Source organism: Ulvibacterium sp. (genome assembly GCF_965248315.1).
Taxonomy (GTDB): domain Bacteria; phylum Bacteroidota; class Bacteroidia; order Flavobacteriales; family Flavobacteriaceae; genus Ulvibacterium.
In genome coordinates, this window is the sequence record NZ_CBDFIX010000002.1 from 1,868,020 (window position 1) to 1,883,511 (window position 15,492).

A 15,492-nucleotide genomic window follows, 5' to 3' on the forward strand; every position below is an offset into this window, starting at 1 on the left:
AATATGGAATAATGAAGAGTGAACCTTACTAAAACTGTTAAAAAGAAGAAGATGTATATTGCATTTTATCGATTTTTTTGCACTTTTCAGCGGGTTTTTTGACCTATGAAATTCACTTTTTAGGCCTAATACCTTTAAAAGCAATCGCTATCTTTGAGTAATATTTTATGCATTTATGAATATCCATTTTATTGCCATAGGAGGTAGTGCCATGCACAATTTGGCTTTGGCCCTTCACCATAAGGGGCATATAGTTACCGGAAGTGACGATGTTATTTTTGAACCTTCTAAAAGTCGATTGGGCGAAAAAGGTTTGCTACCAGACGAATTTGGGTGGTTTCCCGAAAAAGTAACTGCTAATTTGGATGCCGTTATCTTGGGCATGCATGCCAAATCGGATAATCCCGAATTGTTACATGCCCGGGAGTTGGGAATACGGATTTACTCTTATCCCGAATTTTTATACGAACAATCTAAAAATAAGACTCGTGTTGTCATTGGAGGCAGTCATGGAAAGACCACTATTACTTCAATGATTTTACACGTACTGAATTATCACGACAGGGAGGTTGATTATATGGTTGGAGCCCAGTTGGATGGGTTTGAGCGTATGGTCCATTTAACGGAGGAGAATGATTTTATAGTTTTGGAGGGAGATGAATACTTGTCCTCACCTATAGACAGGCGACCTAAATTTCATTTATATAAGCCCAATATTGCATTGTTGAGCGGTATTGCCTGGGACCATATCAATGTATTTCCCACTTTTGAGAATTATGTGGAACAGTTTCGGATTTTTGTGGACAGTATCGTAAAAGGTGGAAGTATAACCTATAATGCAGAGGATAAGGAGGTCAAAGACGTGGTTGAGACATCGGAGAATTCTATTCGAAAATTGCCCTATCATACCCCGTCGTATTCCGTTAAGGACGGCCAAACGTTGTTGGATACCCCTGAGGGAGCCATGCCTATTGAAGTCTTTGGAAAACACAACCTTAGCAATCTTGCCGGGGCTAAATGGATTTGCCAAAATATGGGTGTCGATGAAGACGACTTTTATGAAGCCATAGCCACCTTTAAGGGAGCTTCAAAACGATTGGAAAAAATAGCAGAAGGTACTTCCAGTGTGGTCTATAAGGATTTTGCACATTCACCTAGCAAGGTATCCGCTACTACTAAAGCTGTGAAGGAACAATATCCGGACCGGCGATTAGTGGCCTGTTTGGAATTACATACCTACAGTAGCTTCAATGCGGAATTTTTAAAAGGATATAAAGGGGCCTTGGACGCTGCGGATGTGGCCGTTATTTTTTATTTGCCTGAGTCCGTAAAAATCAAACGCTTGCAAGAAGTAACCCCAGATCAGGTTACAGTGGCCTTCCAACGAGATGATTTGAAAATTTTTACACAGGCATCCCAATTTCAGAATTTTGTTTTTAACCAAAATTTTGAAAATACTGTGTTGTTGCTGATGAGTTCCGGAAACTATGGAGGATTGGATTTGGAAGCGGTTGGAAAAAAAGTTTCCAGTTGATATTTGATTTAGAATGGAAGATTTGTCATGTAGCCCTAGGTTGGAATAGGTTTTGACCTACGGGTAGTATGTTAGGTATAAAACTATACGCTATATTAAATCGTCTGTTTAGAACATTTAGACGTAAGACTTCCATAGTTTTAATCGCTGTTATGCTAGGGATATCCAATGCCATTATGGAAGAGGATAGAACGTTATATGATACCAGGAACCATTTGGAAGAGCGCGATATCCCATCCGATGATGATCCTTTTTAACCTTGTTCCCTATCGAATACTACCCCCTACGTGCTGAGATTCCTGTTGATTCAAACATTTAAAAAAGCATAATGTACTTCTGCTGGTTCATTGAACATCTTTTGTTGTCGTAGCGATTTTTTTCGATTGATTTTTCGAGGGATGCCGGGGATAAAAACTTTAGTTCATTATCTTTAGCAAATGCAAGAAAAACCAACTACTTTTTCCATAAAATATTGGGCAGATGACGACAAACCACGGGAAAAACTCTTGCAAAAGGGTAGGTTGGCACTTTCCGATGCGGAGTTGATTGCCATACTTATCGGATCCGGTAGCAGAAATGAGAGTGCCGTAGAACTCTCCAAACGTATTTTGGCATCTGTGGGCAATAACCTGAACGAACTTGGAAAGCTATCTACAAAACAATTAACGAAGTTTAAAGGGATCGGTGGGGCAAAGGCCGTAACCATAGCTGCGGCCCTGGAAATTGGGAGAAGACGGAGAGGAGAGCAGGGACCGAAGATTTCAAAAATTGGTAGTAGTAGGGATGCTTTTGAATTGCTACACCCTACAATGGGAGAGTTGGAACATGAAGAGTTTTGGATTCTATACCTGAACAATGCGAATAAGGTCCTGCACATGGCCCAGTTAAGTAAAGGAGGTATTACAGGTACTTTGGTCGATGTGCGTCTGGTGATGAGACAAGCTTTGGAGTTGGGTGCCGTGGCCTTAATATTGGCCCATAATCATCCGTCCGGAAACGTAAGGGCTAGCAAGGCAGATCAAGAGGTTACGCAAAAATTGCAATTGGCCGCCGCTGCCCTTGATCTAAAGGTATTGGATCATTTAATTATTGTCCAGAAAGATTATTTAAGTTTTGCCGATGAAAAATTACTGTAAGGATCGTTGTGGGTTTCTTAGGTTTGGGACTCCCAATTTAAATTGGAATAATGGGATGAAACAAAAGTAGAGGCCTACGGCTTTCCATAAAGAAATTTTAAAGAGTATGTTACTTATCTACACGCATAAAATCACTCCGCGCTTCAGCTATATTATGAAGCATATTTTTACGCGTATCTTGGGAATTGAAGTTTTATTTACCACGAAGGTAGAAGACTTCATCAAACATACCGGACCAAAGATTACCTATACCAAACAGGCCCTACAAAATGAATTTTTTGTTAGGAACAACGACCTGTTATTTGAGCAGGGCATCAACGATTTTGAGATTACCGTAGGGGATTGGGACGGTATTCCCTGTTTTTTTTCTTCCGGGGAGCGTAGTAATATTCCCTTCGATATTTTTTCTGCAAGTTTCTATCTTCTTAGTCGTTACGAGGAATACCTCCCCCATGTTAAGGACATTCACGGACGATTCTCACCCAAGGACAGTATTGCCTATAGTAATAATTTTTTAAGGCAGCCTGTAGTAGATCTATGGGCCTTTAAATTGTTGGAAGGTCTTTTGGAGAGGTTTCCAGATATTAAAAATAAGCAAAGGTCATACAGGTATACCTCAATTTTGGACATAACTAGTTCGCATTGCTTTGCCCATAGAGGTTTTGTACGAAGTTTAGCCGGATTTTTCCTAGATCTGGGACAGTTCAAGTTAAAAAGGGTCTTTCAGCGTATAGCGGTTTGGTTTAAACCTTCAAAGGACCCTTATAACAATTTTGGATTTTTGGTTGAGATGCACAAAAAATATGACATAAATAGTATATTCTTTTTTCAATTTGCTTCCTATTCCACCTATGATAAAAATGTATCCCCAAACAACAATAGGTTTCGATCTTTAATAAAATCCATTGCGGACTATAGCAAAGTTTCGTTGGCTGCTTCCTATAGTTCTTTTAACGAAACCGAGGTATTGAAAACAGAAAAAAAACGTTTGGAAGATGTTATAAACAGACCTGTAAATTGTACCCGAATGCGCTACAATAGGGTAGACGTTCCCAATACGTATAGGAATTTGGTAGAGGCCGAATTTACGGACGATTATACAATGGGCTATACCCATGAGATAGGTTTTAGAGCGGGAACCTGTACACCTTTTTATTTTTATGATGTGAATTTGGAAATACAACAGCCCGTTAAGTTATATCCTTTTGCCATACATGATTATGCCTTTCTAAACCACAAAAACAAAACTGAAATACTAGAAAAAATAGGAATGTTATACGCTTTGGTAAAAAAAGTAAAAGGACATTTCATTACTGTTTTCTCCAATGAGCTGTTGGGGGAGGATCATGACGTAGATTGGAAACGCTTATATGGCGATGTATTAAAAGAATATCATGTTTAGGGATATCGTAACCGACGTTTTTTTCGATTTAGATCATACCCTTTGGGATTTTGAAAAGAATTCTGCCTTGACCTTTGAAAAAATACTGATGGAAAATCAGGTTGAGGTAGAACTTTCGGATTTTTTGGAAATCTACATACCCACCAATTTGGCGTTTTGGAAACTGTATAGGGAAGAGAGAATAACCAAATCAGAGCTGCGTTATCAGCGATTGAAGACCGTTTTTGATGCCCTAAAATACCCCGTACCTGATGAAACCATAAACCTGCTTTCCGAGGAGTACATTGCACATTTATCCAACTACAACCATCTTTTCCCAAATACCATTGAGGTTTTGGAATATCTAAAACCGAAATATAACCTTCATATCATCACGAATGGTTTTCAGGAAATACAGGAAAAAAAGTTGAGAAATTCCAATATATCGGACTACTTTGCCCACATTATTAATTCTGAAATGGCAGGGGTAAAAAAACCGAATCCCATAATATTTCAATTAGCACTTCAGAAGGCAAACGTATCGCCCCAAAAAGCACTTATGATTGGCGATAGTCTGGAGGCGGATATCCTCGGGGCCAAGGGAGTTGGACTTCATACCTTGCATTTTAACGTGCATAATGAACCACAGCACGAATTTTGCGAAATGATTCATGATTTACGTGAAATAAAATCCTTTTTATAGAGTTATATAGGTTGATATGCCTTGTATTTGGAGGCTCAGCTTTTGGCATAAATGGGAAAACTACGTAAATACACTTTATTAGGGCTGCTATCGGCTTTAATTTTCTCATCATGTATGGAGAAACAAGATTTTGACCAGTATGATGATTTGGACATTGTTCCTACCTATGAAGCCAGTATCGTTTATCTAGAAACCCCGGAAAGTGTAATCAATGGCGCCGGCGGTACCAACTTTTATTCCCAAGAATTTAATTTTGATGCCTTTGCCGAGGATATTTTCTCGGAAAGAGTATTAGATGGTGTGCTTACATACGACGTGGAAAATACAACAAGCAAAAGACTGGACCTGACCATCGAATTTTTGGACGAGGACGGCAATGTACTTGATGTGGAATCCTTTTCCATGGATCCCGCCCCTACAGCAGTTCTACGTAGGGAGATAGCCTATGGCAACGCAGGTCGCAGTATAGACATTATTAGAAACACTTCCGGTATAAGGTTAAGTGGAACAAATTTGGGGGATTCTACTAGTACTTCCACACTCCCGGATCCCATGGTTACTTTAAAGTCAAGTGGAAAATTTAGGGTTCGCATAAAATGAGAATTCGACACTTATTTTTTGCAACCATTTTTTGGGCTTGCTGCTGTGCGTATACTCAAAATAAGCAGTTGCTGTATGACTTCACCGATGTTCCCCAATCCTTAATGGTCAATCCTGGGGTTAAGACCGACTTTCAATGGTATGCTGGTATTCCAACGTTATCGGGGATATCTTTACAAGGAGGGTCTAGTGGAATTACAGTGAATGACATTTTTGCGGATGATGGACTGGACATTAACGATAAGGTAAGGGATAGGGCCATTAATGGGATGAATATACGGGATGAACTCAGTGGCACCTTTCAACTAGAGCTTTTAAGTGGTGGTTTCAGGGGAAGAAATCCAGATTATTTTTATTCATTTGGAATTTATAACGAAGGAGACGCGATCGGTTATTGGTTTAAGGATTATGCCATTCTCGCCTTTGAAGGAAATGCAGATCGTTTAAATCAAGAGTTTGACTTGAGCCACTTAAAAACTCGAGGTGAAATGGTTAATGTATTCCATTTTGGCATCAACAAAAGAGTGGATAATCGACTTGTTGTTGGGGCCAGGGGAAAAATATATTCCAGTATTTTTGATTTTAACTCAACCCGGAACAAGGGTTTTTTTGTGACCAGGGAAGGCCAAAACAATCTTTTGGCTAGTACCCTTGATGCCGATATGAAGCTACGGACGTCCGGTATCTCTGAATTGGAAGATGCCGAGGATAATGGAAACCTGGCCAGTACTATTATGAAACGTGGTTTCTTTGGTGGGAACCTTGGATTGGGTTTGGACTTGGGATTTTCCTATAATCTTAACGAGCAAACTGTAATTACAGGAAGTCTTTTGGACTTGGGGTTCATCTACCATACCAATGATGTGCAAACCTATACATTGAACGGTGCGGCCACCGTAGAAGGAGTAGAGATAATACTTCCCGACGCCCTTTCAGATCCCGATGCGGATTTTTGGCAAGATTTGGTCGATGAAGTGGAAGCTTTGGTGCCTTTTGAGGATGACACAAAGGGGTATGTCACCTTTAGGCCCACCAAACTATATGCCTCCATTCGTCGTGATTTTGGAGAACATTTGGAGTCCAGGGAAATTTGTGATTGCAATACTGTAGTTAAAGGAGGTAACGGAGCGCGTTACAGATATTCCAATAGTTTTGGGGGGCAGCTCTATATGATTAACAGGCCCCGTGGACCACAAACCGCACTTACGGCTTTTTATCTAAGACGTTTCGGGAATGTTTTGACCGCCAAAACTACATATACCGTAGATAAGTTTTCCTATTCCAATATTGGACTTGGGGTAAGTATACAGGCAGGCCCTGTAAATTTATATCTAATGGCCGATAATCTTTTGGCTTATAGAAATGTAGCGGACACCCATTACGCTTCTTTCCAATTAGGATTAAATATCATATCTTGGGGCAAAAATTAATGGGATTGTGAAGTGGGCCTCAACTTCGAGAATATCTCTTTGGCACGTTTTTTTCATTACACAATACCATAAATCTCAAAAGGATTACTTGTGAAACGATTACTATTGACCCTTTTGCTCATATCGAGCTATATAAGTATGGCACAAACGGATTTAAACGATTATAAATATATCATCGTCCCCAAGAAGTTCGATTCCTTCAAAAGAGAGAACCAGTACCAGACCAGTACGTTCATAAAGCATTTGTTTGCCAAAAATGGTTTTGAGCCCGTTTATGAGGACGAAATGCCCGTTGAACTTTATGAGGATAGATGTCTGGGTCTTTTGGTAGGACTTCAGGATGATTCTTCCATGTTTACTACGAAGGTTGCCCTTGTACTAAAGGATTGTAGATCCGAAGAGGTGTTTACCACAATTCAAGGTAAAAGTAGATTGAAAGAATTCGTAGCCTCTTACAATGAAGCCCTAAGGGGTGCTTTTGTTTCTTTGGAAAATATGGATTACCGGTACAATGGTGCATCCACTAAATCGGAACCCGTCACGGTAAGTTTTAAGAACGATGTAAAAAAACTGGAAGGGAACACGGAAACTAGTCTTGGATTAAGTACTCGGCAGGATCCAACGGTACAAGAAAAAGCTACCTTAGAGGAACAAAGCTATAAAGATTTAAGACCCGTAGAATCGGATATTATAAAGAAAGTGGAAAGCGAGCAGGAAACGATCCAACAAGTAGCCACCTCAGAAGAACAGAGCTATGAAAATAGACAACCGGTATCATCCAACATATCAAAAGCGGATATGAATTCTGCAAAAAGGACTTCTGACATAAACGAAGCTAAAGATATCTGGTATGCCCAAGAATTACCCAATGGATATCAATTGGTCGATAGCACGCCTAAAATACGAATGAAACTTTTCGAAAGTTCGGTTCAGGGTGTTTATCATGCTAAGATGGAAAACAAAAATGGGATGGTCTATACAGAGGACGGGAAGTGGTTCTTTGAATATTATAAAGGGGGAAATCGCATCACCGATGAATTGAATGTCAAATTTTAACTTTCTTAACATTAAACATCATATTTATCCTTCCATCGGTTTTTTAAAAACTCCTTAATGCCCCTTTCACGTTGGTTGTTACCCGGCTTATAAAATGTGGTTCCTGAAAGCTCGTCTGGTAAAAATTCCAGGGACACAAAATTGTTTTCATAGTCGTGTGCATACTTATATTCCTCCCCATAACCCAAATCCTTCATTAATTTGGTAGGAGCATTACGTAAGGCTAACGGTACAGAAAGATCACCTGTCTGTTTTACAACCTGCTGCGCTTTCCCAACTGCTGCATAGCTCGCATTACTTTTTGGAGATGTTGCTAGGTAAATAGCACATTGGCTTAAGATGATTCGTGCTTCAGGATAGCCAATAGTGGTCACGGCCTGAAATGTGGAATTGGCAATGACAAGTGCTGTCGGATTGGCAAGGCCAATATCCTCGGAGGCCGAAATGAGCATCCGTCGGGCGATGAACTTTACATCCTCACCACCCTCGATCATCCGGGCTAACCAATAGACCGTCCCGTTAGGGTCACTTCCTCGAATCGATTTAATAAAAGCCGAAATAATGTCATAGTGCTGTTCCCCCGTTTTATCATATAAGACCGTGTTTTTTTGAACTTTGCCCATAACAAGGGCATCGGTTATTGTTAAACTATCGGTTTCTTCGGAATGTACAACAAGTTCAAAAATATTAAGAAGTTTGCGGCCATCTCCACCGGACAGGCGCAAAAGGGCTTCTGTTTCCCCTAATTTTATTTTTTTACTCTTCAGGAGTTCGTCCTGTTCCATTGCCCTTTGTAGAAGTGCTTCCAGATCTTCTTTTCCAAAAGGGTTTAAGACATAAACCTGGCAACGCGACAATAAGGCTGGAATTACCTCAAAACTGGGATTTTCGGTTGTTGCGCCTATAAGCGTCACCCAACCTTTCTCTACGGCTGCCAAAAGGGAATCCTGTTGGGATTTGCTAAAACGGTGGATTTCGTCAATGAAGAGAATGGGGTTCTTGGAAGTAAAGAGTCCTCCACTTTGTTTGGCCTTATCGATAACCTCCCGTATATCCTTTACACCACTGTTAATAGCACTTAGGGTATAAAACGGCCGCTGACTTTCGTTGGCAATGATGTTTGCCAAGGTCGTTTTACCAGTCCCTGGAGGCCCCCAAAAAATTAATGAGGGTATGATTCCTTTTTTTATCTGAAGGGTAAGCGAACCATTTTCACCTACCAAGTGGTTTTGACTTATGTATTCATCCAAACTTTTAGGTCGTACCCGTTCTGCCAATGGTGCGTTCATACCATAAAAATAGAACAAAATTCCAGATGACAATCTTTCAGCTTTTAGCGATATGGCCGACTTATTGAGTTAAATGAGCTAATTTTATAGTATGTCCGAGCAACAGTATTTTAAGTTTTCCAATCAGGTGGTCGTAGTACCTCTTTTGGCCATATTGTCTATTTGGACCATCTTTTTGATGGAATTACGTTTTCATATTAACCTTAACGAATATGGGGTCTATCCAAGAACGTTTTCCGGTTTAAAGGGCATTTTCCTTAGCCCTTTCATTCACGGTTCAGTGGAGCATCTTTACAATAATACAATACCTTTGGCTGTGCTTACGGCATCACTTTTCTTTTTTTATCGTAAGATAGCCTTAAGGGTTTTGTTTTGGGGGATATTTTTATCAGGTTTGTTAACCTGGATAATAGGTAGGTCTTCTTTTCATATTGGGGCTAGTGGTGTTATTTATGTCTTGGCCAGTTTTATTTTTTTTAAGGGTATTTTTTCCAAGTACTATCGCTTGGTTGCGCTTTCACTTATTGTGGTATTTATTTATGGCAGCCTGTTGTGGTATATTTTTCCGGTTAGGGACGGAATTTCCTGGGAAGGACATTTGGGAGGTTTCGTAACCGGACTTTTATTAGCCATCTTTATAAAAGCGGAAATACCATTGCCCAAAAAATTTGATTGGGAAAAGGAAGATTATAATGAGGAAGAGGATGAGTTTTTGCAACAATTTGATGAAAATGGAAATTTTGTCGAGAAAAAAGAATCTCGGGATTATGAAAATGAGGCTCTTCGGATTACTTACCACTTAAAAAAGGAACTCAAGGACAAAGGCAGTGAATAGAATCGGGATAAAAGGTACAAGGCCACTTGACCCTTTTTAGGACAAACTTCTTTGACGTATAACTTCATATAAAAAAACCCCGCAGGCAACGGAGACATTTAAGGACCCTATTTCCCCCATCATGGGTAATTTAGCTTTTTCATTCACGGACTTGAGGGTTGAAGGGGAAATTCCCATTCCTTCTGACCCCATTACAATAGAACAGGGCCCTTTGAATGAAACATCATAAATAGAGTTTTCGGTTTTTTCCGTAGCAGCCACAACTTTTACACCCGAAGCCTGTAAATAAAAGATGGCATCCTTAATATGATTTACTTTGGCTATAGGAACTTTAAAGGCTGCTCCGGCCGAGGTTTTAATCGTATCCGAGGTTACCGGGGCAGCCCCCTTACTCGGGACTATAATGCCGTCTACCCCTGTGCATTCCGCAGTTCGTATGATAGCTCCAAAATTTCTGACATCCGAAATTTGGTCCAGTAAAAGAAAGAGAGGTTGCTTTTTGGTATTGAGCGCCCCTTCTATAAGTTCTTCCAATCCGAAAAAAGAAATAGGGGATATATGTGCTATCACACCCTGATGGTTTCCTTTTGTAAGCCGGTTTAGTTTTTCTATAGGAACGTATGCCGCGTTTATTCCATTTTTTCGGATTAGAGTTTCTAATTCCCGATACAAGTCCCCTTTCAGTCCTTTTTGTAAAAAAACCTTGTCAATGGTCTCATCCGTATGTATTGCCTCGATAACGGCACGTATTCCATAAATTTTTTCGGTTTTTTGCATGGGCATAAAGGTAAAGAATTACTGCCGACCCAAGTTTTTGTCCCAAAAATAATTATAGTGTTATAAGAAGCAGGATGTTCTGAAAGTTTTTTATGTGTTGGGGGATTATTCCTTATTTGAAAATAAACCTTTGGAAGCATGACTTAAACACCCTTACCTTCAGCGGTGACCGTTTCCGCATACATAAGTAGACGTTGTAAATCTTCCTTTTTGCTTAAATCTATCTCATTCTTTTTAATGAAGGTCTTCAAAACACCAATTTTTTCATCTTCAAATACAGTTGAGAGCTTTTTCCTGGAGTCTGGAAAAAATTGGGGTGTTTCATCGGAATCTATTGCAATATAAAAATCTAATTTGTCCACAAATTTATCAGGAGTAGGGAGATGCAAAGAGGTTACGGGCTGCTGTCCTTCCTTAAATGCCTTGGACTTTTTTTCGTATAGATTGTATTTCTTGCCAGAAAAAACTTTGACCAAATATCCATTTTCCAGATTTCCCTTCTTGTTACGGTAATCGGAATAAATGAATCGATGCCCATTTATCTCACACGAAACTTTGGCACCCTTAAAAAGGGATTCCATTTGTTCTCGGTCATCCCTTTTGATTTCTATCTCGTCAGTATAGGCATTATAGCGTGCAAGGATACTTTTAAAGGGTTTGTTCGCATAATAAATCTTTCCAAGGCTAAAATCCTTGTTGTAATACATGGAACCTTCAATATCTGCTAAATCGACGGTCCGGTCTGCTGTAATGGCTTCTGGCTTATTGCTTAAACTATGAAAGTAATTTGCCAATCTAAAATTATTCTCCGTATCTCCAGAAGGGTTGGCCTGTATCCCAGTTTGTCCAAGTGCAGAAGACCCAAAAATGGCAGATACTACGGTCAATACTAATTTCTTATTCATTTTTTGTCATGTCATAGGCCTTGAAGAAGAAACCTGTTTTTTCATACTTTCGGCCGGTATCTGGAAATTTATGATTTCTTTTTAGCTAAAATGGAGTTTAGTCTCTTTTTTCGACCATAGCATCACTGCGGAGTTCTCAGACCATAACAACAGAAAACTCCTGAATCCTTTCTAGAAAGCAGAGAAAATCTTGTATCTTGTAATAAGTTTCTCTATCAATTGTTGGCCAAAAGAGTAAGTTGTCCTAAACCCCCTTGCCCTCAGGGGCAATAGTTTCCGCATATATGAGCAGGCGTTGCAGATCTTCCTTCTTGCTTAAATCGATATCGTTCTTTTTAATAAAAGTCTTTAAAACCCCGATTCTGTCTGCATCAAAAACAGTTGAGAGTTTTTTCTTGGAGTCAGGAAAAAATTGGGGTGTTTCCATATCTGCAGCGAAATAGTATTCCGATCTGTCTACAAATTTATCCGGAGTTGGAAGATGTAAAGAGGTCTTGGGTTGTTGCCCTTCCTTAAAGGCTTTAGACTTTTTTTCGTAGAGTGTGTATTTATTCCCAGAAAATATTTTTACCAAATAGCCATCATCTAAATTTCCTTTTTTATCGCGGTATTCGGAATAAATAAAGCGATTTCCATTTACCTCACAGGAGACCTTGGCATCCCTAAGAAGAGCCTCAGCCGCTTGTTGATTTGCCCTCTTTATTTCAATCTCATCCGTATAGGCATTATATCGCATAGGAATAGTCTTGAACGGTTTATTCGAATAATAGATTTGTCCAGGGATAAAAGCTTCCACATAGTACATAGATCCTTCTATATCCGATAAATTCAATGTCCGGTCCGCAACAAGGGCCTGTTCTTTGGTACTCATAGCATGTATAAAATTAGCCATTCTAAGATTGTTTTCGGCGACTCCTTTTGCGGTAGCTTGGGCCAATACGGGAATTCCATATGCCACCAATATGGCGGAAAGTAATAATTTCTTTGTCATGATTATCTTTTTTGGAATGTTAGTGAGGAGGGTAATTCAAATGCCTTCCCTATACTTCTAAATTTAATAAATAATTCAATAGGAATTGTAGGAAATCCTTCAAAATTATTAGAAAACTGCGATGCCCGTGGATTGTTGGGAAAAACTGAAGAAACTAAGCCTGGATTGCGGTATTCAAAACTACGATATGAGAGAGTAACTAAGGTCCATACTAAATAAGCCATGGTTCCCAAATTTGGGAACCATGGCTTATATTATCCAATAATTATTTTTCCTTATCTTAATTTACGCACAACAAGGGATTAGGACCAAAATCTCCGTAAGGACCTTCTGGTGAGGTAAGCGTAAAAGTATGCTCTTCTTCGAATGCACCGGAAGTATATCTGATAAACAACTCGGCACCGGCGGGAACATCAATAGTAAAATTTCCTTCAGAACCTCCACCAATAGTGAAATCGGTATCCACACCGTTTACAGTAAATGTAAGAAAGGCACCGTCCCAGCCATCCCCGAAACTATCAAAAATGTCGATGTTCCATGTACCGCCCACGCTAACGTCGGTTATCGGCGAACAATCCACTGTAACTATAAAGTTAAAGGCTGGCAATTGCTCGGCTTGGCCAAGAATACTCCCACTAAAATTATCCTGAGTCACCACAAGACCACTGGTCCCGGTGGCAGTACCCAAAAATCGCAGTACGTTGCCCCCAACAATTTCGGAAACATCGCTCAAGCCTAAAGCGCTCGCAATTTCTGGATAGGAAATAGAAATATCAGAGGGGAAGCTGCTCACCGAAGTAAGTGCTGCTGGCCCTGCTGCCGGGTCACCACCTTGCTCAAGGGTTACCGTTACATCCCAAGAAGCCACATTATTCTCCAAAGCGGAAACGGTGGCATCAAAACTTGAAGTTGGCAGTTCACTGGCGCCAAGTACGGTCGCGTTTGTCTTGATCCTAACATAAGGTGCCTTGTTGGCCTCATCCAAATGAACCTGCATCGGGTCTTTTTCGTCTTCCTCACAGGATACAAACCCCACGGAAAGGAGGCAGAACCCGATCATATACATAAATATTCTTTTCATTTTTTTCATTTTTATAAAAAGTTGTTTTTAATCAGTCTACAAATCCTTCCGGGTTGGTATCCCAAAATACTGGAGTATCGGGATTGGCTTTCTGTGTTATATTGGTATTATTGTCCGAAGCAGTCTGGGGGTACCACATGCTTCTAAGGAACGTACCAGGATCTGCAACTCGGGTAGCTGGTGTAAGATTATCAGGCTGTCCAGTTCTTCTGTAGGTGTTATAGCCTTCCATACCGTTACACCAAGATGCTATAAATACCTGTTCGGCTATGATACGCAACTTATCGGTGTCGTTCCCGGCAGCGTAAGCGGCAAGGACTTCAGCCACGTGGGCATTGATTGCGTCCGGGGTAGCCTCAAAGCCAGTTCCGGCCGCCAAAGACGCCCCAAAAGCTGCAACCTTGTTCATGGACTGCCGCATTCCTTCTTCCAAATAAACACTGTCGTCACCAGTAGTTCCCAATACAAGAGCAGACTCGGCCAACATCAAGTTCGTGTTGCTAGCCAATATGATAGGAGAGATGCCTCCACCTGCAAGTCCCTCACTTTGCGCAGTCGATCCAGCCACATTCCTAAAGGAGTCATCATCAAATGGACCACCAATCGGGTAAACACCGTGTAAGGTACGGAAAGAGTCATCGGGAGGAATACCGTCATCATCCAAATGGTTTCTACCCCACAGTCCATTTAAACCATTTGTTGCGGGGATTAGGCAATAGATATCAAAATCAGCCCACCAAGCCGGAATGGCAGGTTCCGTAACACATTCTTTGGTAATTACATCCGCTCCCGAATAGTCATCCTGTTGTCTGTAAAAATAATAGCGGGTCCTAGGATCAGCTTCACCGTATTGATTGGCCATTAGGTTCATATAGTAGTTACAGGTGTAAAAATCTGAACTAGGTCCTTGACCGTCATAGTTAGAGTCAAAATAAGGGTGACGGCTATCCGGGGCTGCTAAATTAGTGCCCCATTGGAATTGCAGATCATCCGCTGTATCCAGAATCAAATTGCCACCGGCAACCAAACTGTTAATAATGGCCGTAGACTCCGCGGGATTGACCAACCTGGACTGAACGGCGAGTCGTAATCGCATAGTGTTGGCCGCTTTAATCCACTTAGACTCATCACCTCCATAATAAAGATCGTTGGTAGGCAATACCAATTCGTCCCTATTTAAATTAACGATGGCATCCTGTAACAGCTGATCTGCCGCTGCATAAATAGATGCCCCCGTATCAACGGCCGGGTTAAAGATTCCTTCGTTACCACGAACAGCTTCAGCATAAGGTACATCTCCGAACATATCTACCATGGTCGTAATCAGATAGGCCTCCAAAATTTGGGCAATGGCGATATGGGTAAACTGACTGGCCTCTTGGGCAATTGGGGTCATGGTACGAATATCGATTAAGGCCTCTGCATACGTATCATCCCATATTTGGTCAAAATCAGCAGGTTCATATGACTCCCGATATGTGGGCCCAAAAGAATGTTGCATGCGTACTGCTTCCATACCGAATTGGGCCGTACCGTTTTCGGCAAGACCTTCTGTCCCGGAATGTACTTTAGCAACCAATTGCTGGATACTGTTCAGGAAGAAATCTACATCTGCCTGGTCCGGACTTAATTCGTTAGGGCTAGGAACCACACCTAAATCGGTGGTTTCACATCCATCGTTTATTAGCAATACCGATATGGCTACAAGTGCCAGACCCATATTTTTAATCCTGTTTTTCATAATGCTATATATATTTTTCATTTTCTTTTTCTG

General features: G+C 40.6%; 14 protein-coding genes. 8 read left to right on the top strand and 6 right to left on the bottom strand.

Annotated elements, in window-relative coordinates:
* Positions 1 to 175 precede the first annotated feature (175 nt).
* The 7 genes from ACP2AF_RS09520 to ACP2AF_RS09550 all read left to right on the top strand — a co-directional run bounded on the left by ACP2AF_RS09520 (position 176) and on the right by ACP2AF_RS09550 (position 7,840).
* Positions 176 to 1,534 carry a UDP-N-acetylmuramate--L-alanine ligase gene (locus tag ACP2AF_RS09520; protein ID WP_425235936.1) on the top strand — a complete coding sequence of 453 codons (1,359 nt, stop codon included), beginning with the start codon at positions 176 to 178 and terminating at the stop codon, positions 1,532 to 1,534.
* Between the two features lie 437 nt (positions 1,535 to 1,971).
* Positions 1,972 to 2,670 carry a RadC family protein gene (gene radC, locus ACP2AF_RS09525; RefSeq protein ID WP_425235937.1) on the top strand — a complete coding sequence of 233 codons (699 nt, stop codon included), beginning with the start codon at positions 1,972 to 1,974 and terminating at the stop codon, positions 2,668 to 2,670.
* Between the two features lie 106 nt (positions 2,671 to 2,776).
* On the top strand, positions 2,777 to 4,072 hold the full coding sequence (locus tag ACP2AF_RS09530; protein ID WP_425235938.1) for a polysaccharide deacetylase family protein: 1,296 nt from the start codon (positions 2,777 to 2,779) through the stop codon (positions 4,070 to 4,072).
* Positions 4,065 to 4,754 carry a YjjG family noncanonical pyrimidine nucleotidase gene (locus ACP2AF_RS09535; protein WP_425235939.1) on the top strand — a complete coding sequence of 230 codons (690 nt, stop codon included), beginning with the start codon at positions 4,065 to 4,067 and terminating at the stop codon, positions 4,752 to 4,754. Before ACP2AF_RS09530 ends, ACP2AF_RS09535 begins: the two co-directional genes overlap by 8 nt.
* Positions 4,755 to 4,868: 114 nt before the next feature.
* Positions 4,869 to 5,354 carry a hypothetical protein gene (locus ACP2AF_RS09540; protein WP_425235940.1) on the top strand — a complete coding sequence of 162 codons (486 nt, stop codon included), beginning with the start codon at positions 4,869 to 4,871 and terminating at the stop codon, positions 5,352 to 5,354.
* Between the two features lie 68 nt (positions 5,355 to 5,422).
* Entirely contained in the window at positions 5,423 to 6,784 is a 1,362-nt protein-coding gene (locus ACP2AF_RS09545; protein ID WP_425235941.1) for a DUF5723 family protein, read from the top strand.
* Between the two features lie 90 nt (positions 6,785 to 6,874).
* The gene (locus ACP2AF_RS09550) at positions 6,875 to 7,840 is read left to right on the top strand and encodes a hypothetical protein (protein ID WP_425235942.1); all 966 of its coding nucleotides are present in this window, start codon (positions 6,875 to 6,877) and stop codon (positions 7,838 to 7,840) included.
* 11 nt (positions 7,841 to 7,851) lie between these two features.
* Here the strand turns inward: ACP2AF_RS09550 and ACP2AF_RS09555 are convergent, their stop codons facing one another.
* Complete coding sequence (locus ACP2AF_RS09555; RefSeq protein WP_425238025.1) at positions 7,852 to 9,129, bottom strand: replication-associated recombination protein A; 1,278 nt, start codon at positions 9,127 to 9,129, stop codon at positions 7,852 to 7,854.
* Positions 9,130 to 9,220: 91 nt separating this feature from the next.
* Between ACP2AF_RS09555 and ACP2AF_RS09560 the strand changes: the two genes are divergently transcribed.
* Positions 9,221 to 9,964, top strand: coding sequence for a rhomboid family intramembrane serine protease (locus tag ACP2AF_RS09560; RefSeq protein ID WP_425235943.1), 744 nt, complete (start codon positions 9,221 to 9,223; stop codon positions 9,962 to 9,964).
* 36 nt (positions 9,965 to 10,000) lie between these two features.
* Here the strand turns inward: ACP2AF_RS09560 and rlmB are convergent, their stop codons facing one another.
* From rlmB to ACP2AF_RS09585, 5 genes are all read right to left on the bottom strand, one after another.
* Positions 10,001 to 10,741, bottom strand: a complete 741-nt coding sequence (rlmB, locus tag ACP2AF_RS09565; RefSeq protein WP_425235944.1) for a 23S rRNA (guanosine(2251)-2'-O)-methyltransferase RlmB — start codon at positions 10,739 to 10,741, stop codon at positions 10,001 to 10,003.
* 143 nt (positions 10,742 to 10,884) lie between these two features.
* Positions 10,885 to 11,646, bottom strand: coding sequence for a hypothetical protein (locus ACP2AF_RS09570; RefSeq protein WP_425235945.1), 762 nt, complete (start codon positions 11,644 to 11,646; stop codon positions 10,885 to 10,887).
* A 244-nt stretch (positions 11,647 to 11,890) separates the two neighbouring features.
* Entirely contained in the window at positions 11,891 to 12,637 is a 747-nt protein-coding gene (locus ACP2AF_RS09575; RefSeq protein WP_425235946.1) for a hypothetical protein, read from the bottom strand.
* Between the two features lie 280 nt (positions 12,638 to 12,917).
* Entirely contained in the window at positions 12,918 to 13,718 is an 801-nt protein-coding gene (locus tag ACP2AF_RS09580) for a hypothetical protein (RefSeq protein WP_425235947.1), read from the bottom strand.
* Positions 13,719 to 13,749: 31 nt separating this feature from the next.
* Complete coding sequence (locus ACP2AF_RS09585; RefSeq protein ID WP_425235948.1) at positions 13,750 to 15,480, bottom strand: SusD/RagB family nutrient-binding outer membrane lipoprotein; 1,731 nt, start codon at positions 15,478 to 15,480, stop codon at positions 13,750 to 13,752.
* Positions 15,481 to 15,492: the final 12 nt, after the last annotated feature.